The following is a 17,552-nucleotide window of genomic DNA, read 5'->3' as shown; positions in this document are numbered from 1 at the left end:
GGATATAGTGGTGCATCACCCGAACCGGAAAGGATTCTCTCCATGCTGCCACTGTTCGACATGATGCTCAGAGCTCAGGACGGCGCAGGCATGGAGGCGATCGCCAAGCAGTTCAACCTGGCTCAGGAACAGGCTACCCAGGCCATGGCGGCGCTGATGCCCGCCTTTTCCTCGGGGTTCAAGCGCACCAGCGCCAATCCTTACGACCTCACCTCGCTGATGAGCAGCATGGTGTCCGGCGCCTATGCGAAATATTTCGAGGACCTGACCAAGGCCTTTACACCGCAGGGCACGATGGACGGCAATGCCGTACTCGAAAAGCTGTTCGGCTCCAAGGAAGTCTCCCGCGCGATCGCCGCACAGGCCGAACAGCTCACGGGGATCGGCCAGGAAGTCTTCAAGAAGATGATGCCGGCCATGGCCGACACGCTGATGGGCGGGCTGTTCAAGCAGATGAGCGGACAGTTGACCGGCGCCAACGAAGCGTTTGCCGCCTCCCCGATGGGGCAGATGCAGCAGCAATGGCTGGAAAGCATGGGCCTGCAGCCGAAGGCGAAACCGCAGCCAGCCGCCAATCCCTTCGACAATCCCTTTGCCCAGGCGATGCGTTCCATGTGGGGGCTCGACAAGCCGGAACAACCGCAGCCTTCGACCGGGAACCCCTTTGCCGACAATCCGTTTGCCAAGGCTTTCCAGGACATGATGGGCGGCGCCTTCGCGAGCCCGAGCAGCACGGCCGCACCTACACCGGAAAAGCCCAAGGACGCAACCGCGGCCGAGGCCAATCCCTATCGCGACGTGCTGAACAACATGTTCGACAGCGGGCTTGAAGTGCAGAAGAGCTACCAGAAGAACATGGAAGCGATCTTCGACACCTATCTGCGCAATGGCACAGGCGCCAATGCCGAGCCGGCGGCGGCGCCTGCCGCTCCAAAGCCATCCAAATAAAAAAAGCCCGGCACGGATCGACCGGCCGGGCAAGCAGCAGGGCTATTGGCTATCACCCTGCGGGGAAAAGGTCAGGCAAGATCAGCGATTGGCCGGTCTTGCAAAGCGATGCCGCGCACGCTCACGAGCGGAGCGGGACAGGAGCAGAGACGGATCGTCCAGCACGCCGGACCGATTGAGCGCCATCACCACATCATGCCGTGTGATGCCGATATCGTTGAGCTGGCGGTCGTCGAGATCATGGAGGCGATTGCTCGCCAAACGATTGCGAAAGGCACGCCATACGGATTTCGTTCGCAGCATCACGACAGCCAGACGGCCTTGCGTGCCGCGCTCCTCGTGAACCAGATCGAGTTCAGTTCCGCAGTCGGTCGTGCTCATTGGTCTATCCTTTCGCAGGCACGAGAAAGGCCGTCCCTTCCGTGGAGGTCCGACGGAAGGGCTGCCTGGGTAGGCGCTCAGGGAAGAAGCACCCTTCGATTTTGATTTGCGATCCCCTTATCGCGGAAAACCTATTGATCAGTCCAACGAATGTTTCTAATGATTAGCATCAACCTCTCTGATGGGTCACTCTCATGTCCGCTCCGCTTGATATCGACCAGCTGCATACCTTCATTTCGATCGTAGACACCGGCAGTTTCACCAAGGCCGCCGATCGGGTGTTCAAGACCCAGTCCGCCGTTTCGATGCAGATGCGTCGGCTCGAGGAACGGATCGGCAAACARCTGTTTGCCAAGGACGGCCGCGGCAACCGGTTGACGGCCGAGGGCGAGAAGCTCCTGAACTATGCGCGGCGCATCATTCGCCTCAACAACGAGGCGATCGCCGCCTTCGACGACAACCGTCTCGAGGGCACGCTCCGGATCGGCACGCCGGACGACTATGCCGATCGCTACATGCCCGAGATCATCGGCCGTTTTGCCAAGACGCATCCGAATGTCGAACTCTATATCGTCTGTGAGCCCTCGGTCAGCCTTGCCGAGAAGATGGCGCGTGGTGAACTCGACATTGCGCTGGTCACCCACAACCCGCGCCAGCGGATTTCCGACGTGGTCCGCACCGAGCCGCTCTGCTGGGTCGGTTCGGCAAATCATCCGCTGAAGGACGACGCCCCTGTGCCGCTCGCGGTCGGCCGCCGCGATTGCCTGTGGCGCCAACTCGCCTGTTCGGCGCTCGATGCGGACGGACGCGAATACCAGGTCCTGTTCACGAGCTGGTCTTCGACCGTCGTCGCAGCCGCGGTGCTTGCCGGCATGGCTGTCTCGGTGCTGCCGGAATCGGCGCTCAGGACCGGCATGAAGGTGCTGGCCGCAGCCGACGGCTTCCCGCCGCTTCCGCCGGTGCAGATCGGCATCATGAAACGGCCGGGGCTTTCGCCATCGCTGATGAATGCCATCACCGACCACATCACCGCCTGTCTCGACAACATCTCGCCGGCGGTCATTCCGGACGATCTCGACGGAGAGGCCAAAACGTTCCAGCGCATGCCGCGGGCCCGGGCCGTACAGGTGATGCCGGGGTGGTAAGGGTCACGAGTTCGGCCTTGCCTTCCCCTCACCGGTCGCGCTAAATCGCCCTGTTCTCAGGGCGGGGCGAAACTCCCCACCGGCGGTAGGCGGCGCGAGCCGTGAGCCCGCGAGCGCCTTCCGATGGAAGGGTCAGCAGATCAGGTGCGATGCCTGAGCCGACGGTCACAGTCCGGATGAAAGAGAACGGACGTGCAGCACCCGCATCCCGCGGGTTCTATGGACGTGCGTAATCGCCTTGGGTGCCGTGTCGTAACCTGAAGGAGATTCCATGACACACACCCGCTTCGCTTTCGTCAAAGCAAACTGGCATTCCGAGATTGTCGACAAGGCTCTCGAAGGCTTCCTCGAGCTCATGCCGAGCGAAAACGTCGATATCTTCGACGTGCCCGGCGCCTTCGAGCTACCGCTCATGTCGCGCGATCTGGCGGCGACCGGAAGATATGCCGCGGTCGTGGCCGCAGCGCTGGTCGTCGACGGCGGCATCTATCGGCACGATTTCGTGGCTTCGGCGGTGGTCGATGGATTGATGCGCGCCGGCCTCGATACGGGAGTACCGGTCCTGTCGGTGTCGCTGACGCCACATCATTTCCAGGAAACCGCGCACCACAAATCGATATTCAGCGCGCATTTCGTCGAGAAGGGACGCGAGGCCGCCCAGGCGGCCCAGATGATCGTCGATACGCGGCAACGCATCGCCGCCTGACGCATAGGCGCCAAAAACAAAAGCCGGGCTGGACCCCGGCTTCCCTGTTTATTGCAACGCCCAGGCGCGAGCACCGCCGGCTTGCGGACCTGCGGCCGGATCAGGCCAGGTTCTTCTTGAAGAACGCCACCGAGCGGCTCCAGGCAAGATCGGCGGCCGCCTTGTCGTAGCGGGCGGACGACGTATCGTTGTTGAAGGCGTGGTTGGCGCCGTCATAGACGAAGATCTCGAAGGTCTTGCCGTTCTTTTCGAGCGCTGCCCTGAAGGCCGGGATGCCGGCATTGATGCGCTCGTCGAGCCCGCCGTAATGCAGCATCAGCGGCGCCTTGATGGCAGGCACGTCCTCAGCCTTCGGTTGGGCACCGTAATAGGCGACGCCGGCGCTGAGGCTGGGTGACTTCACGGCCAGATTGTTGACCGCACCGCCGCCCCAGCAGAAGCCGATCGCACCGACCTTGCCGTTCGCACCGCTGATGCCGGCGAGATAGGCGCGGCTTGCCTCGCCGTTGGCCGAAACGTCGTCGGGCTTCAGCGAGGAGAACATCTGCCGGGCCTGCTCTTCGTCCGCCGGCGTGCCGCCCTGGGGCGCCAGGAAATCGACTGCGAGCGCATTGAAACCCTCCAACGCCATGCGGCGGGCGACGTCCTTGATATGGGCGTTGAGCCCGCGGTTCTCGTGGATGACGAGGACGCCGCCGCGCGTGCCGGAGGCATTCTTGGGTTTTACGAGATAACCCTTCATCGTCGCGCCGCCGGCGCCCGGATATTTAACGTCCTCCGTGGTCAGCCGGTCGTCATTGGCGGCAATGATATCGGCCTTGGCCGAACTGGCGCCGATCAGGGGCGCAATCGCCGCGGCAGCTGCACCGGAGCCCGCAAGCTGAGTCAGCTTCTCCATGAAGCGACGGCGGTCCAAAGTCAGGTGCGTGTATTCGTCATAGGCGTCGATCATCGCCTGGGTGATCTTCGGGGTCTCGTTGTCCATGACTATTCCTCCGTAGCGGACTGTATGACGAAGAAATCTACAACGAGGAGCTTTCACTTGCAGATGAAACACTGAGTGATCCAAGTGTTGGATGTTACACTTGTTCGTGAGCTCGTTTTGAGCGGACGAGCCAGCCGGGATTGTGACGGGCTCATCCGATGGCTCGGCAGATCGCAGCGGTGCGGCCGTTCATTCTCGCCTCGCCCGCCTATCTCGATAACATGGCGAACGCTGGCCAGGCTAAAGCGTCCTAGTTCAGAGCCAGCCAGACCGCGAGCCAGACCCACATCGCCATCACCGCAAAAAAGCCAGCCATGAAGAGCGGGCGGCGATAACGCAGCCGGTTGCTGGTGAGGTGAACGTAGGAATGCGCATATCGGGACAGGACGAAGATCCAGGCAAGAGCGACCGTGCCGCCATTGTCTGCGGTCGAGACGTACAGCACGAGGCAGGCGGCGTAGAACAGGACCGGCAGTTCGAACTGATTCTTGAGGTTGTTGTGGACAGCCAGGCTTTCGGGAGGCTCTTCCCGGCCTTCGCGGAAATGGCCTGCCTCGGCACTGCCTGCCCGGACGGCCAGATACCGCTTCCTCGACAGCAGCCAGTAGAGAAAGAAGACCAGCGCGGTATGCGCGATCATTGGCCAAAGCGTCGCATCAGTGGAAAGCATCGGTTCTCCTCATTTTCATCGGGGGAACCAGATAACGCGGGCTCTCCTGTACGCAAATGGCGCCGGTTGACCGGCGCCATGTAATCTCATCCATAGCTGCGGGTTATTGCGGGGTCAGGTTCTCGGTGCCGGAGCCGTCCTTGCCGGAAATGGTCCAGGCGCCTTCCAGCGATCCGTCGTCATTGACCTTGTAGACGACGAGGCCGACCGCCTTGCCGAGCACATAACCGGCAGCGAAGGAATCGCCATAAAGCATGCAGATCCCGCTGGACGTGGAGGAACCGGTCTTCCACTCGATCGAGCAGGTCGTTTCGCTGGTCAGCGCGATTTTTGCGGTTCCCTTGTAGGCGGAACCATCGAGGTTCGTGCCCTCGACCTTATACGTACCTGCGCGAACGGTTTGCGCCTGCGCAGGCGTCACGAATGCTGCGCCCAAGAGGAGCGCGCAAGCCAGAAACTTCTTCATGTTTACCCCCGAAAAATTCTCCCGTCGGCACAATCACCAACGTTCGTTATCTAGCAGGGAATCACGAAAGAAATAAGCGCCCGGGCCATCGCGACAGGGCATCGCGACCGGCATCCGGTTGACTTTCTTGAAACATGGGGGGAAGGGGCAATAACCCCTTTCCCCCGACGGATGTCAGCCCCCGGAGCCCGGATAGTTGGGGCTCTCGCGGGTGATCGTCACGTCATGCGCATGGCTTTCGCGCAGGCCCGCGCCGGAAATGCGCACGAAGGTGGCGCGCTCCTGGAATTCCTTGAGATTGGCGCCGCCGACATAACCCATGGCCGCCTTCAGGCCGCCGCCGAGCTGGTGCAGCACGCCCGAGACCGGCCCCTTGTAGGGGACTTGGCCTTCGATGCCTTCGGGAACGAGTTTCAGCGTGTCGCGCACTTCCGCCTGGAAGTAACGGTCGGCGGAACCGCGGGCCATGGCGCCCACCGAGCCCATGCCGCGATAGGCTTTGAACGAGCGGCCCTGGTAGAGATAGACTTCGCCCGGGCTTTCGTCGGTGCCGGCGAGCAGCGAGCCGATCATCACAGCGGATGCACCGGCAGCGATCGCCTTGGCGAGGTCGCCAGAGAACTTGATGCCGCCATCGGCGATAACCGGGATGTTCTGTGCCCGCGCCGCTTCGACGGCCGACATGATCGCCGCGAGCTGCGGAACGCCGACGCCGGCGACGATACGGGTGGTGCAGATCGAGCCCGGGCCGATGCCGACCTTGACCGCATCCGCGCCGGCATCGATCAGCGCCTTGGTGCCGTCGGAGGTAGCAACATTGCCGGCCATGACACGCACGTGGTTGGAGATGCGCTTGACGTTGGTAACGGCGTCAAGCACGCGCTGCGAATGGCCATGGGCCGTATCGACGACCAGAAGATCGACGCCAGCCTCGATGAGACGTTCGGCACGCTCGAAACCATCGTCGCCGACGCTGATCGCGGCGGCGGCGCGAAGGCGACCTTGCGCATCCTTGGAGGCGTTCGGGTTGAGCTGCGACTTCTCGATGTCCTTGACGGTGATCAGGCCGACGCAACGGCCTTCGCCATCCACCACCAGCAGCTTCTCGATGCGGTGCTTGTGCAGCAGGCGCTTGGCCTCGGTCTGGTCGACGCTGCTTTCCTTGACCGTGATCAGGTTCTCACGGGTCATCAGCTCGTAGATCTTCTGAGCCGGATCGGAGGCGAACCGCACGTCGCGGTTGGTGAGAATGCCGACCAGCCGGCCCGGAACGTGGCCGCCGCCGTTTTCGACCACCGGAATGCCGGAAATGCTGTAGGACTTCATCAGCGACAGCGCGTCGGCCAGCGTCGCGTCCGGGCCGATCGTCACCGGATTGACGACCATGCCGCTTTCGAACTTCTTGACCTGGCGGACCTGTTCGGCCTGTTCGATCGGGGTCAGATTGCGGTGGATGACGCCGATGCCGCCGGCCTGCGCCATGGCGATGGCCAGCCGGCTTTCCGTCACCGTATCCATGGCCGAGGAGATGATCGGCAGGTTGAGTTCGATGTCCTGGGCGATGGTGGTGGCGATATTGGTCTGGCCCGGCATGACTTCGGAATGGCCGGGCTGCAGGAGCACGTCGTCGAAGGTAAGCGCATCTGCGCCGGTTGCGGTTTCAATGATGCGTGCCATTGCCAAATTCCTTCGATCTAGAAAATGCGGGATGCGCTCAGGAACGACTCTATACGTCCCGACGCTCCGGCAACAATTGCTTGGAAGTTGGCGAGGGCTGGTAACACGTTCATGACAAGAAGGGAATAGCAAAAACCCGAGAGGTGTTTCTCCCGGGTTTTGATCGCTTTCCAGCACAATCAGATGTCGAACTGGTAACTCTTCGGCACGAAACGGTAGCCGGTCCCCTGCTTTTCGACGAAACCGACCGCCGGGAACGGCATGTGATAACCAAGGAAGGCGACCTTTTCCGTGGCGATCATGTCGAAGACTTTCTTGCGGGTGGCCGCTCCCTGCGCCTTGTCCATGTCGAAACGCACTTCCCATTCGGGCCGCTGCAGCGACAGGACGTAGTGGTTGGCCGTATCGGCGGTCAAAACCAGACGCTTGCCCTGCGACTCGATATTGAAGATCAGCATACCCGGCGTATGGCCCGGCGCGAGCATCGCGGTAATGCCGGACGTCACCTCTCCGCCGTCTTTCAGGAAGGCCATCCTTTCGGCAAGTGGCTTTACGTTGGCGAGCACGCTCTTCTGATTGCCCTCTGCCGGCGTGCCGGCGCGGGCGCTATCGGTCCAGAAGTCGTATTCCACCTGGCCTGCGACATAACGCGCCTTCGGGAAGGCAGGCCTGCCGTCTTCCATGATGCCGCCGATGTGGTCGCCATGCATGTGGGTGATGACGATGATCGAGATATCCTCCGGCATGTAGCCGGCGGCGGCAAGCCCCTCGACCAGGCGTCCAGCCCCCTGGGCATGAGCCGCCTTGCCGAGACCCGTATCGAACAGGATGACGTCGCTGCCGGTATCAATGAGCGTCGGGGAGAAGCTGTTGACGAACTGGTCCGTGGGCAGGAAATTCTGGCTCAGCAGCGTTGCAAGCGCTTCGGCTGGCTGATTGAGGCCGAAGGTTTCACCGGGAGCGCCGGAAGGACGAGCGCCGTCCTTCACCACCAGAACCTGAAATCCGCCGAGCTTGAATTTATGAATGTCCGGCGGGATGACGCGATCGATTGCCAACTGCTGCTTCTCCTGGGCAAAAACCTCAGCATTGATGATTGCCGGAGCGGCGAGGATGCCCAGACCGGCCGTGCCGATGAGGGTGCGCCGTCCGATACCTGAATTCGCCATGATTTAACTGCCTCCTGGAATTGCCGCCAGACCCTTGGGTCCGATACGCAGGGAACATAACCGCGGCTCAGGATGAGAAAATCCGATCTCACGCAGACGTGACCCAAAACGTGAAATGGTGAGATTCTCCAATTGGCAGACCGGATCAACAGGTCTATGGACTGCCCTTAATCCCCGCCCGTCGCAGGCCCCCTCATGAACCGCATCGTTCCCCTCATTCTCGCCGTCGCCCTTTTCATGGAGCAGATGGACTCCACCGTCATTGCAACGGCACTTCCGGCGATTGCCGCGGACCTGAATGTCGGTCCGATCACGCTCAAACTGGCTCTGACTTCCTACATGGTGGCGCTCGCCATGTTCATCCCGATCAGCGGCTGGATGGCGGACCGCTTCGGCGCCAAGCGGATCTTCCGCGTCGCGATCTTCGTCTTTGTTGTCGGCTCGATCTGCTGCGCGTTCTCGTCCGATCTCTTCCAGTTCGTGCTGTCGCGCTTCCTGCAGGGCATGGGCGGGGCGATGATGACGCCGGTTGCACGCCTGGTTCTCCTGCGCACCACGAAGCGCAGCGAGCTCGTCTCGGCCATGGCGCTGCTCACCATTCCGGCGCTGGTCGGGCCCCTCACCGGGCCGCCGATCGGCGGTTTCATCACCACCTATTTCACCTGGCACTGGATCTTTCTGATCAACGTGCCGGTCGGTGTGCTCGGCATCTATCTCTCGACGATCTTCCTGCCGGACATAGAGGCCACCAATCCGCCTTCGATCGACTGGCGAGGATTTTTCCTCACCTCGGTTACCGCCGCCGGCACGGTCTTCGGGCTTTCGGTCATCGGCCTTCCGGCATTGCCGCCGGCCATCGGCATCACCGCGACGGCGCTCGGGCTTGCGGCCGGCGTCGCCTATGTCGTCCATGCGCGCAGCCACCCCGCCCCGATCCTCAACCTCAGGCTCTTCAAGGACGACGCATTCCGGGCCGCGAGCAGCAGCGGTACGCTGTTCCGCATCTCGACAGGCGCCATTCCATTCCTGATGCCGCTGATGCTGCAGCTCGGTTTCGGCCTCAACCCGTTCCAGTCAGGCCTCATCACATTTGCGGGCGCGCTCGGCGCGCTGATCGTGAAGTTCGCAGCCCGCCGCGTCTTTGCAATGACCGGTTTCAAGATGACGCTGATCGTTTCGGGCCTACTCGGGGCGGCGACCACGGCGGCAAACGGCTTTTTCACGCCGGAGACGTCGCACGCGCTGATCATCGCCTTCCTGCTGATGTCGGGCGTCTGCCGTTCCTTCTTCTTCACTGGCTCGAACGCACTCAGCTATTCCGAGATCAGAGACGAGCAGGCGAGCCAGGCGACCTCGATTGCCTCCGTCCTGCAGCAGATCAGCATGGCGCTCGGCGTCGCCTTTGCGGCCTTCATCCTCGAAGCGTCGGCGGCGGTCACCGGCACGCATCTGCAGCTCTCGGACTTCCACCTGGCATTCTTCCTGGTGGCGGCTCTTTCGCTGCTCGCCGTCCTGCCCCTGCTGAGGCTGGACCCGGCGACGGGCTCCGCCGTCTCCGGCCACCGGGCCGGCAGGATCCAGCCGGAAGCCGGCGAGTAATCAGGCCCGATCGTCCAGGTCGGAGTCTTCCGCTTCGGCGTATTCCACGTCCGCATCCTCCATCCCGGTCTCCTCCACCTCGGTTCCCGGGGCAGTCTCGCCGGCCCTGCGGCCCTTGAAATGCTTGGCGAGCAGGAACATCTCGACCGATTCCTGGCGCGACGCACCCGGCTTCACGTGGATGACCTGCTTGAAATTCTGCTTCAGCATGTTGAGCAGGTCGCGTTCGGTGCCGCCCTGGAAGGTCTTGGCCAGGAAATGGCCGCCCTCGCCCAGCACTTCGACGGCAAAATGCGCCGCCACCTCGCACAGATGCATGGTGCGCAGGTGATCGGTCTTCTGGTGGCCGGTGGTCGGCGCCGCCATGTCCGAAATGACCAGGTCCGGTGTGCCGCCGATCGCTTCCATCAACAGGCGCGGCGCTTCCGGATCGAGAAAGTCGAGCTGCAGGATCTTGACGCCGGCGAGCGGCGCCATTTCCAGAAAATCGATCGCTGCGACGCGGATATCATCATCGGTCGAACCGGTGACATTGGCGGCGATCTGCGACCAGCTTCCCGGCGCAGCACCCAGATCGATAATCCGGCGGGCGCCTTTGAGGATCTGGTGCTTCTCGTCGATCTCCAGAAGCTTGAAGGCCGCGCGGGCGCGATATCCTTCGAGCTTGGCGCGCTGGACATAAGGGTCGTTGATATGACGCTCGAGCCAGCGCCGCGACGACGCCTTGAGCTTGCCCTTCTTGACCTTCTGGCCGAGCTTGCGGCCGGTGCGATTGCCGCTACCGGGGGATTTGGAGGGTGGTTTCGTCATCGCCTTGCTCCAGCCTCATCCTGTCCGCCGGCACCCGGATTGCCCGCCTGGTTACCCCCTGGGCGGCGCGGCCGCACTCGGCGCCACACGCCGTCATCAGCCATCATGTCCGTCAACAGGCCCTCGCGCAGGCCCCGGTCGGCCACCCGCATGCGCTGGCTCGGCCAGCGACGGCGGATCGCTTCCAGAATGGCGCAGCCGGCCAGCACCAGATCGGCCCGGTCAGGACCGATGCAGGGATTGGCGGCGCGGCCGGCAAAATCCCAGGAGAGCAGTTTTGCCTGCATGGCGGAGACTTCCGCATCCGACAGCCACAGGCCGTCGACCTTGCGGCGGTCGTAGCGCGGCAGGTCGAGATGCACGCCGGCAAGCGTGGTGACCGTGCCCGAGGTGCCGATCAGATGGAAATCCTCGGCACCCTGACGACGGAAGGCGGCAAGCGGCGGGCAATCGAAACCGGCCAGCATGCCTTCGACTTCCGTCACCATGGCGTCAAAAACTTCCGGCGTCACGTCGCGCCCGCCATGCCGCTCCGACAGCGTCACGACGCCGACCGGAAGCGAGGTCCAGTGGGTGATATGATTGGCAAGCCGGCTCGAACGGCTGTCATCGATGCGGATGACGGCTATTTCCGACGAACCCCCGCCGATATCGAAGAGAACGACGGAGCGCGCTTCGCGGCCGACCAGGGACGAGCAGCCCGAGACTGCAAGCCGTGCCTCGGTCTCCCGATCGATGATTTCGAGTTCCAGCCCGGTTTCCGAGATCACCCGCGCCAGGAACTCCTCGCCGTTTTCGGCGGCGCGGCAGGCTTCGGTGGCGATCAGCCGCATGCGGCGGATCGGCCGGTTGGCAAGCTTTGTGGCGCAGATGCGCAGGGCTTCGACGGCACGGTCCATGGCATCCTGCGACAGCCGGCGGCTGGTGCCGAGCCCTTCGCCCAGGCGAACGATCCGCGAAAACGCATCGACGACGCGGAACTGGCCCGGCCTTGTCGGCTGGGCGATCAGCAGGCGGCAATTGTTGGTGCCGAGGTCGAGCGCCGCATAGAGATCGTTGACATAGGAGAATTTTTCGCCGCGGGAATCCGTGCCTTGGCTTTCATTTCCGGCCCTGCCGCGGGCATCCTTGGAGGAGGCCTGACCCGAACCGGCGGGTACAGAGGTCTTGGCCACACCCGGCACCGCCTTGGCGGGCGTCAGCGGCCGGCCCTGAAGGCCGCGGCCGCCTCTGTTCTTCTTGCGCCGATTGCGCGGCGGCGATTTTGCCGAATGCGGCTGTTGCCCGCCCTCGACACGGACCTGACCCTGCTCTGTCACGGGCGCCGCACCCGTACCCTGTGCCGGCTGCTGAGCGCCGCCGGATTTCGCGCGCCGCCGCTTGCGCTTGCGCGCCTGTGGGTTGGGTTCCTGGTCATGGGGACGTCCGGCAGGTGCAGTCGTATCGACCGCATCCGAATGGCTTGCAGGCGCCGCGTCACGACGTTTGCCGTTCCGCTTCGCCTTCCGACGCCTTGAGGATTTACCCTCTCCGCGCGGTACCGCCGACGCCCCGCCTTCCGGCGGCTTTGCGCCGCTATCGGGGTCCATCACTTTTATGTCCATCTCGCCGCGCAAAGCCTCTTGAAGGTATGCCGCTGGCGTCTGATTGTTTCGTTGGCGCGAAGATAACAGGCAGCGACGTTTTCGCCAACGGCTTTTTGCCGCTCACGTCAGGGACGTGTCAGCGGGCAGCTTTCCAGCTTTTCCGCAGCGGCGGCGAGAAAGCTTCCACGGCATCGATTTTTTTCGAAATCGGTATTTGCAATCTGCCCGCTTTTGTTTATAAGCGCCGCACACCGGCCCGGGCATTCACCGGCGCGCCCTGCTGGGGAATAGTTCAACGGTAGAACGACGGACTCTGACTCCGTTAATCTTGGTTCGAATCCAGGTTCCCCAGCCAATTCTTTCTAAAATTCCCTTTCCGGATATCGTTTTGGCATCATTGGCGACCTGATGCCCAGAACTGGTGCCCACAGGTGATGTCCACGCGCGAAATCGCGCGGCGGCGTCGCTCCCGGCCGCCGGCTTCTACTCAGCCCTTATTGTTCGGACCATAAGAAGGCACAGATCACGCGGAGGAAGCGGATAAACGCGCTTATTCCGCCGCCGCCTTCGCGCCCTCCTTCTTGCTTTCCCATTCCTGCGGGGTCATCGTCTTGATGTCGAACTGGTCACGGGTCCGTGCATAGGTGTGCCCGCCCATGCGCCCCACCGCGTCCATGAGCTGCTGGTCGATATGCAGGTTCGACGGGTTGACCGCGTCGCTGCGGACATAGACGCCGAGCACCTCCCCTAAAATGATTTCCCGCGCCGGGCCGACCTGCAGGGTCGTGTGGCGGCGGCATTCGAGCGCTGCCGGTGCCGCGAGAATGCGCGGGCTGCGCACCATCTGGCCGGGGACGGTCGCAAGGCCTGCCTCCTCCATCTCGTCGACCTCGGGGCCGAACTTGATCGCGCAGACCTCCATCTGGTCGACCAGCGCGTTATCGCAGATGTGGACCGTGAACTCTCCGGTCTCGCGGATGTTGCGGGCGGTATCTTTGAAGCGCATGTCCGAATAGTTTTCGACGCCGATGGCGACGATGGCCGGATCATGGGTCAGCACATTGAAGAAGCTGAACGGACCCGCATTGGGCTGCCCTTGCCTGCTGACCGTCGTCACCAGGGCGATGGGGCGCGGGATCACGGTGCCGATCAGAAGCTTGTAGCGCTCGCGCTCGTTAAGCTTGGCGAAATCGAAATGAGTATGGTCGGTCATGTGTCAGGCCTCGGCAGCGATACGATGGGTTTCAAGCGGGGTGTGGCGGGAGAGGTTCTCGAACCCGTCTTTGGTGACGACATACATGTCGCCGACATTGCAGCCGGCGGAGAGCGGTTCCAGCCACTGTGTGTGCATCACGAACACCATGCCTTCTTCCATCCGGTCGTAGTTGTGGGAGGAGATGTTGAAACTGTTTTGGCTGCCAGCCATGCCGACGGAATGGCCGAGATTGGGGTTATGCGGGCCTTCCGTCGCCGGATAGACATGCATGAGCTTGCGGCCCTGGGCCTCCCAGTCGATGTTCTTGACGTACTGACGCGGGATAAGGCGCGCGCTGCCGTCATCCATCGGCGCCCAGTTATAGGGCATGGTGCGCGCCTCCGGGGAGGTCAACATGCCACGCTCAATCATCGGCTCGAAGGCGGCATTGTTGACATCGCGCATCAGCGCACCCGGCCGGATCAGTTTTTCGGCGTGCTTGACGCCTTCCGTGCAGACGGCGAGCACCTCCTCCTGCCGCTTGGTGATCTGGCCGACGGCGATCATGCGGGCGATCTGGGCCGTGTAGCCGCGGTAGGTGATGTTGGAGACATAGAGATTGATCAGGTCGCCCGGACGCACGACATGGCCATAGGGTTTGCCGCAATGGGTGCCGAACTCGTTGATACCGATCTGGTAGCCGTCGCCGGTCTCACCGCCGAAGGATAGCTGGGCCTGCGTGAAGGCGGCATAGATCTCGTGGTCGGTGACGCCAGGTCTGGCGACGTGATAGGCGGCCTGTGTCGCGATGCTGACCAGTTGCGCGGCGGCCCTAAACATCTCGATCTCGCGCGGTGAACGCACCTTCTGCATCCGGTCGAGAATGGCGTTGTCGGCGATGAACTTGCTCTTTGGCATGAATTCGTCGAGCGCCGCCCAGAATGTCAGCGAGGTACGGTCGCCGATCCGGCCGATCTGAGCCTTCGCCAAGCCCATGCCTACCAGCACTTCGGCGCATTTCTCGGCAGTCTTGACCACCGAGTCGCCCGGGCGGTCGGCGTATTCGCGGCCGATCGGGCCGATCTGCCAGATATCCTCGACCAATACCGGTTCACCCCCCGGCGGCAGGAGCACGGACTGGGTGAAGAAGGAGAGAAGGGTCAGCGGCTTGCCGGTGTCTGTCGGGATGACCAGAACGCCTTCGCGCATCCAGTCGCAGATATAGCGGAGATAGTGGTTCGACGTGTGAAACCAGCCGACACCGCCGGTGTGGACGATCAGCGCGTCATGCCCCGCTTCGACCGCCTGACGGCGGATGCGGCGCAGGCGATCCTCGAATTCCTCGACCGGCAGCGGCAAGGGTGCTGCAAAATCGAAGTCCGGCTGGAAATCGGCGAGCAGCGATCCGACACGATAAGAGCCCGCCTTGGTTGCACGCATGTTCATTGGGTATTCCTTCCAGAATTCTAAAAAATAGGTCAGGCCTGCTTCTGCGGTGCCAGCACCCGTCTTGCGACAAGCAGCACCACGAGCGTCAGAGCGATCAGAACTCCCGACATCGCGGCAACGCGGACGTCGAGCGACTCTTCGATGAGAGCGAACATTCTGAGCGGCAGCACCGTCGTTCGGGCATCGGCGAGGAAGAGCGAGACGGACACGTTGTCGAGCGACTGGATGAAGACGAGAAACGCACCGGCAAGAATGCCCGGCAACAGGAGCGGCAAGATTACCCGTCGCAGCGTCGTGAACCACCTCGCCCCCATCACCGTCGAAGCCTCCGCCAGCGATGGATTGATGCCCTGGGCAACGACGGATGCGGCTCTGTACATCAGTGGTCCGAAGACGACCACATGGCCGGTCACTGTCAGCCAGAGCGAAGGCTGGAAGCCGACGAAGTTGGCGACGATCAGTGCCGCGAGACCGTAGACCAGGCTCGGCAGGACGAGCGGCGCGAGCAGAAGAGGTTCGATGGAACTCACGGTGCTGCGTTTCATCCGCGCCATGCCGATGGTGGCGGGAACCGCAAACAGCAGGGACCCTAGAACCGCGAGAGCGGCAATCTTCAACGAGTTTCCGGCCGCAATGTGCTCGGTTCCTGAACGGATCGGGTCGAACAAGGCCTCGTACCAGCGGATCGAGAAGCCCTGCGGCGGGTATTTCAGGCTCTGTCCTGACGTAAACGACATGGTGATCGCGATGATGATCGGGGCGACCAGATAGATCAGGCTGAGGCCGCCGAAGCCGAAGACAAATGCCTTATAGAGGAAAGCGGGGATAGGATTTTCACGCTTGTTATGCATGGCCAACGAGCCTCCTGTGACGGGAAATCATGGTCATTGCGACCAGCAGAATTCCGGTCGAGAGCAGCAAGACGACAGCAATCGCCGATGCCATGGACCAGTCGAACAGCGTGCCGACCTCGCGATAGATCAATTGTGGGACATATACGTTGCGGGCGCCGCCGATGACTGCCTGCGTCACGAAGGAACTGCTGGTACTGGCAAAGACGAGTATCCACCCGGCCAGCAGGCCCGGCAGCATCATCGGCAGAAGTACGGTCACGAAAATTCGCCAGGGTCCGGCCCCGGAGACCTGCGCGGCCTCCGTGAATTGGACGGGTGTCCGCGACAGGATCGCGATCAGCGGCAGAATGATAAGGGGCAGATCGATCTGGCACATGGCCAGCACCAGCCCAAGTTCGGTGGACATCAGAGAGAACGGTTGTCCTGCAAGACCGAGAGCCACGAAGGTCTCGCTGATCGGCCCCTGCCGCCCGAGGATGACGATCCAAGCAAAGGTTCGCACCACGTTGCTGGTCAGCATGGGAATAAGCGTCAGAAAGATGATGACTTGACGCGCAGTCTTGCCGCTGTGCCAGTAAAGGAGCGCGATCGGAATGCCGAGAAGAGTCGTGCTCGCCACGGTTTGCAGACCGAGTTTTGCAGTATTCATCAGCACGCGATAATTGAACGCATCGCCTAGGAACCGTCCGTAATTGCTGAGTGTCAGTCCGTCTGGGCCGGTGAAACTGAACCCAATGAGAACGGCGAGCGGCGTCGCAAAGAACGCCACCGACAACAGGAGCATCGGGATAACGTATGGGAAGCCGCTCGCCTTCATCATGTCACCTCAACCAGCAACGAGGGCGTCGAACTTGCGTATCCATTCCGCACGGTTCTTGTTGATCGAAGCCCAGTCCGGATAGACCATGTTGGCAAGCTGGTCGCGCTTGACGAAGGCCTCAATGCCCGGCGTCAGGGAGACGCTCTTGTTGGTCGGGAACATCTCCTGCGGCGGCATCTTCAGCTTGTCCTGTGCCGCCTTGGAGATGGCTGCATCCATGTAGGCATAGGCGGCCTCGACGTTTTTCGAACCCTTGGTCAGGTGGATGTTGACCGGGGCTGCGGGAGAGCCGGTTTCCGGCTGGACGAACTCCGCCTTGAGGCCAAGGCTCTTCAGGCGGGCGACATTGCCGGTGGAGCACATGAAGACCGCGATCTCGCCCTGCTGGAAGAGCGTCATCTGGTGGTTGGTGCTGGCGACGACGCCCTTGATCTGCTCCGGATTGTCCTTGAACAGCTTGAAGACGGCATCCATGTCCGTGGTGCTGGTCCCGAAGATCTTGGCGATCTGGCTGTAGGCCATGACGCCGGTGTTCGAGCCGAAGCCGGTCCAGGATACTTTGCCCTTGTAGGCCGGGTTTTCGAACAGGTCGCGATAGCCCTTGGGGGCCGGCACGAGATCAGGATTGTAGGCGATGCCGTTGACTTCGATTGTCACGGTCGGGCCGTACTCGCCCTGGAAGGCCGGGTCGAGCATGCTCCAGTTCTTGAGCTTGCTCGGATCGATCTTCTGGATCAGGTCGTTGTCGATGGCGGTCGCCATCTGGCCGGGCGACATCAGCAGCGTGTCGTAAGGCGGGTTGCCGGGGCTCGCCATCACCTTGGCGAGTTGGTCCTGCGCCAGTGCCGGGGCGACCGTCAGATCGAAACCGGCTTGCCTGACGAGCGGCGTCAGGACCGTGCGGTAGCCATCTTCCCAGTTGCCGGGGAAGGTTGCGGCGACGACGCTGCCGCTGGCGGCGCGGGCGGAAAACGGCATGGTTGCGGCTGCGGCCGCACCGGCAGCGAGCAGGCCAAAATTACGGCGGGTCATATTGAAATTGGTCATGCGATCACCTCTATTGGTTGTTGATTGACGGCTTTCATTCACTGG

General features: G+C 62.2%; 17 protein-coding genes, 1 tRNA gene and 1 riboswitch. Of the genes, 5 read left to right on the top strand and 13 right to left on the bottom strand.

What is annotated here, in order from left to right; translation table 11 throughout:
- Positions 1–42: 42 nt before the first annotated feature.
- Positions 43–948, top strand: coding sequence for a DUF937 domain-containing protein (locus AC1D3C_RS17685; RefSeq protein WP_477483793.1), 906 nt, complete (start codon positions 43–45; stop codon positions 946–948).
- Between the two features lie 81 nt (positions 949–1,029).
- Here the strand turns inward: AC1D3C_RS17685 and AC1D3C_RS17680 are convergent, their stop codons facing one another.
- On the bottom strand, positions 1,030–1,329 hold the full coding sequence (locus AC1D3C_RS17680) for a YjiS-like domain-containing protein (RefSeq protein ID WP_038583911.1): 300 nt from the start codon (positions 1,327–1,329) through the stop codon (positions 1,030–1,032).
- A gap of 194 nt (positions 1,330–1,523) precedes the next feature.
- Here AC1D3C_RS17680 and AC1D3C_RS17675 point away from each other — a divergent pair, with 194 nt between their 5' ends.
- Both AC1D3C_RS17675 and AC1D3C_RS17670 read left to right on the top strand, forming a co-directional pair.
- On the top strand, positions 1,524–2,474 hold the full coding sequence (locus AC1D3C_RS17675; protein WP_038540107.1) for a LysR substrate-binding domain-containing protein: 951 nt from the start codon (positions 1,524–1,526) through the stop codon (positions 2,472–2,474).
- Between the two features lie 48 nt (positions 2,475–2,522).
- A riboswitch (FMN riboswitch) is annotated at positions 2,523–2,666 on the top strand.
- A 79-nt stretch (positions 2,667–2,745) separates the two neighbouring features.
- Positions 2,746–3,180 (top strand): 6,7-dimethyl-8-ribityllumazine synthase, encoded by a 435-nt coding sequence (locus AC1D3C_RS17670; RefSeq protein WP_038540104.1) that lies wholly within the window; start codon positions 2,746–2,748, stop codon positions 3,178–3,180.
- A gap of 100 nt (positions 3,181–3,280) precedes the next feature.
- On the opposite strand, the gene AC1D3C_RS17665 is transcribed toward AC1D3C_RS17670, so the two are convergent.
- The 5 genes from AC1D3C_RS17665 to AC1D3C_RS17645 form a co-directional block, all read right to left on the bottom strand.
- Complete coding sequence (locus tag AC1D3C_RS17665) at positions 3,281–4,165, bottom strand: dienelactone hydrolase family protein (RefSeq protein ID WP_477483792.1); 885 nt, start codon at positions 4,163–4,165, stop codon at positions 3,281–3,283.
- 250 nt (positions 4,166–4,415) lie between these two features.
- The gene (locus AC1D3C_RS17660; protein WP_477483791.1) at positions 4,416–4,835 is read right to left on the bottom strand and encodes an MAPEG family protein; all 420 of its coding nucleotides are present in this window, start codon (positions 4,833–4,835) and stop codon (positions 4,416–4,418) included.
- A gap of 103 nt (positions 4,836–4,938) precedes the next feature.
- Positions 4,939–5,301, bottom strand: a complete 363-nt coding sequence (locus AC1D3C_RS17655) for a hypothetical protein (RefSeq protein WP_038540094.1) — start codon at positions 5,299–5,301, stop codon at positions 4,939–4,941.
- Positions 5,302–5,475: 174 nt separating this feature from the next.
- The gene (gene guaB / locus AC1D3C_RS17650) at positions 5,476–6,978 is read right to left on the bottom strand and encodes an IMP dehydrogenase (protein WP_477483790.1); all 1,503 of its coding nucleotides are present in this window, start codon (positions 6,976–6,978) and stop codon (positions 5,476–5,478) included.
- Between the two features lie 179 nt (positions 6,979–7,157).
- Positions 7,158–8,147, bottom strand: coding sequence for an MBL fold metallo-hydrolase (locus AC1D3C_RS17645; protein ID WP_038540087.1), 990 nt, complete (start codon positions 8,145–8,147; stop codon positions 7,158–7,160).
- 195 nt (positions 8,148–8,342) lie between these two features.
- Between AC1D3C_RS17645 and AC1D3C_RS17640 the strand changes: the two genes are divergently transcribed.
- Entirely contained in the window at positions 8,343–9,746 is a 1,404-nt protein-coding gene (locus tag AC1D3C_RS17640) for a DHA2 family efflux MFS transporter permease subunit (RefSeq protein WP_477483789.1), read from the top strand.
- Here AC1D3C_RS17640 and AC1D3C_RS17635 read toward each other — a convergent pair whose 3' ends face one another.
- Entirely contained in the window at positions 9,747–10,556 is an 810-nt protein-coding gene (locus AC1D3C_RS17635; protein ID WP_477483788.1) for an RlmE family RNA methyltransferase, read from the bottom strand. It lies immediately after the preceding gene.
- Positions 10,553–12,148 (bottom strand): Ppx/GppA phosphatase family protein, encoded by a 1,596-nt coding sequence (locus tag AC1D3C_RS17630; RefSeq protein WP_477483787.1) that lies wholly within the window; start codon positions 12,146–12,148, stop codon positions 10,553–10,555. Before AC1D3C_RS17630 ends, AC1D3C_RS17635 begins: the two co-directional genes overlap by 4 nt.
- 275 nt (positions 12,149–12,423) lie before the next feature.
- Between AC1D3C_RS17630 and AC1D3C_RS17625 the strand changes: the two genes are divergently transcribed.
- Positions 12,424–12,497, top strand: a tRNA-Gln gene (locus AC1D3C_RS17625).
- Positions 12,498–12,692: 195 nt separating this feature from the next.
- Here the strand turns inward: AC1D3C_RS17625 and AC1D3C_RS17620 are convergent.
- Genes AC1D3C_RS17620 through AC1D3C_RS17600 form a run of 5 tightly spaced genes read right to left on the bottom strand, consistent with a single transcriptional unit; the run spans position 12,693 to position 17,507 of the window.
- A complete protein-coding gene (locus AC1D3C_RS17620) occupies positions 12,693–13,355 on the bottom strand; it encodes a flavin reductase family protein (RefSeq protein WP_477483786.1) in 663 nt (220 codons plus the stop codon).
- Between the two features lie 3 nt (positions 13,356–13,358).
- The gene (locus AC1D3C_RS17615; protein WP_477483785.1) at positions 13,359–14,783 is read right to left on the bottom strand and encodes a M24 family metallopeptidase; all 1,425 of its coding nucleotides are present in this window, start codon (positions 14,781–14,783) and stop codon (positions 13,359–13,361) included.
- A gap of 32 nt (positions 14,784–14,815) precedes the next feature.
- Positions 14,816–15,637 (bottom strand): ABC transporter permease, encoded by an 822-nt coding sequence (locus AC1D3C_RS17610; RefSeq protein ID WP_038540075.1) that lies wholly within the window; start codon positions 15,635–15,637, stop codon positions 14,816–14,818.
- On the bottom strand, positions 15,630–16,457 hold the full coding sequence (locus tag AC1D3C_RS17605; protein ID WP_247036375.1) for an ABC transporter permease: 828 nt from the start codon (positions 16,455–16,457) through the stop codon (positions 15,630–15,632). Before AC1D3C_RS17605 ends, AC1D3C_RS17610 begins: the two co-directional genes overlap by 8 nt.
- A gap of 9 nt (positions 16,458–16,466) precedes the next feature.
- Complete coding sequence (locus AC1D3C_RS17600) at positions 16,467–17,507, bottom strand: extracellular solute-binding protein (protein ID WP_477483784.1); 1,041 nt, start codon at positions 17,505–17,507, stop codon at positions 16,467–16,469.
- Positions 17,508–17,552 lie beyond the last annotated feature (45 nt).

Source organism: Neorhizobium sp. P1_A6 (genome assembly GCF_056406795.1).
Note: the sequence above shows the minus strand (reverse complement) of the source record. Positions and strands in the feature narration are given on the sequence as shown.

What these genes read in the sequence shown, in the direction of transcription:
- AC1D3C_RS17685 (WP_477483793.1), top strand. Translation starts at nt 43, where the DNA reads ATGCTGCCACTGTTCGACATGATGCTCAGAGCTCAGGACGGCGCAGGC.
- AC1D3C_RS17680 (WP_038583911.1), bottom strand. Translation starts at nt 1,329, where the DNA reads ATGAGCACGACCGACTGCGGAACTGAACTCGATCTGGTTCACGAGGAG.
- AC1D3C_RS17670 (WP_038540104.1), top strand. Translation starts at nt 2,746, where the DNA reads ATGACACACACCCGCTTCGCTTTCGTCAAAGCAAACTGGCATTCCGAG.
- AC1D3C_RS17665 (WP_477483792.1), bottom strand. Translation starts at nt 4,165, where the DNA reads ATGGACAACGAGACCCCGAAGATCACCCAGGCGATGATCGACGCCTAT.
- AC1D3C_RS17660 (WP_477483791.1), bottom strand. Translation starts at nt 4,835, where the DNA reads ATGCTTTCCACTGATGCGACGCTTTGGCCAATGATCGCGCATACCGCG.
- AC1D3C_RS17655 (WP_038540094.1), bottom strand. Translation starts at nt 5,301, where the DNA reads ATGAAGAAGTTTCTGGCTTGCGCGCTCCTCTTGGGCGCAGCATTCGTG.
- guaB (WP_477483790.1), bottom strand. Translation starts at nt 6,978, where the DNA reads ATGGCACGCATCATTGAAACCGCAACCGGCGCAGATGCGCTTACCTTC.
- AC1D3C_RS17645 (WP_038540087.1), bottom strand. Translation starts at nt 8,147, where the DNA reads ATGGCGAATTCAGGTATCGGACGGCGCACCCTCATCGGCACGGCCGGT.
- AC1D3C_RS17640 (WP_477483789.1), top strand. Translation starts at nt 8,343, where the DNA reads ATGAACCGCATCGTTCCCCTCATTCTCGCCGTCGCCCTTTTCATGGAG.
- AC1D3C_RS17635 (WP_477483788.1), bottom strand. Translation starts at nt 10,556, where the DNA reads ATGACGAAACCACCCTCCAAATCCCCCGGTAGCGGCAATCGCACCGGC.
- AC1D3C_RS17620 (WP_477483786.1), bottom strand. Translation starts at nt 13,355, where the DNA reads ATGACCGACCATACTCATTTCGATTTCGCCAAGCTTAACGAGCGCGAG.
- AC1D3C_RS17615 (WP_477483785.1), bottom strand. Translation starts at nt 14,783, where the DNA reads ATGAACATGCGTGCAACCAAGGCGGGCTCTTATCGTGTCGGATCGCTG.
- AC1D3C_RS17610 (WP_038540075.1), bottom strand. Translation starts at nt 15,637, where the DNA reads ATGCATAACAAGCGTGAAAATCCTATCCCCGCTTTCCTCTATAAGGCA.
- AC1D3C_RS17605 (WP_247036375.1), bottom strand. Translation starts at nt 16,457, where the DNA reads ATGAAGGCGAGCGGCTTCCCATACGTTATCCCGATGCTCCTGTTGTCG.
- AC1D3C_RS17600 (WP_477483784.1), bottom strand. Translation starts at nt 17,507, where the DNA reads ATGACCAATTTCAATATGACCCGCCGTAATTTTGGCCTGCTCGCTGCC.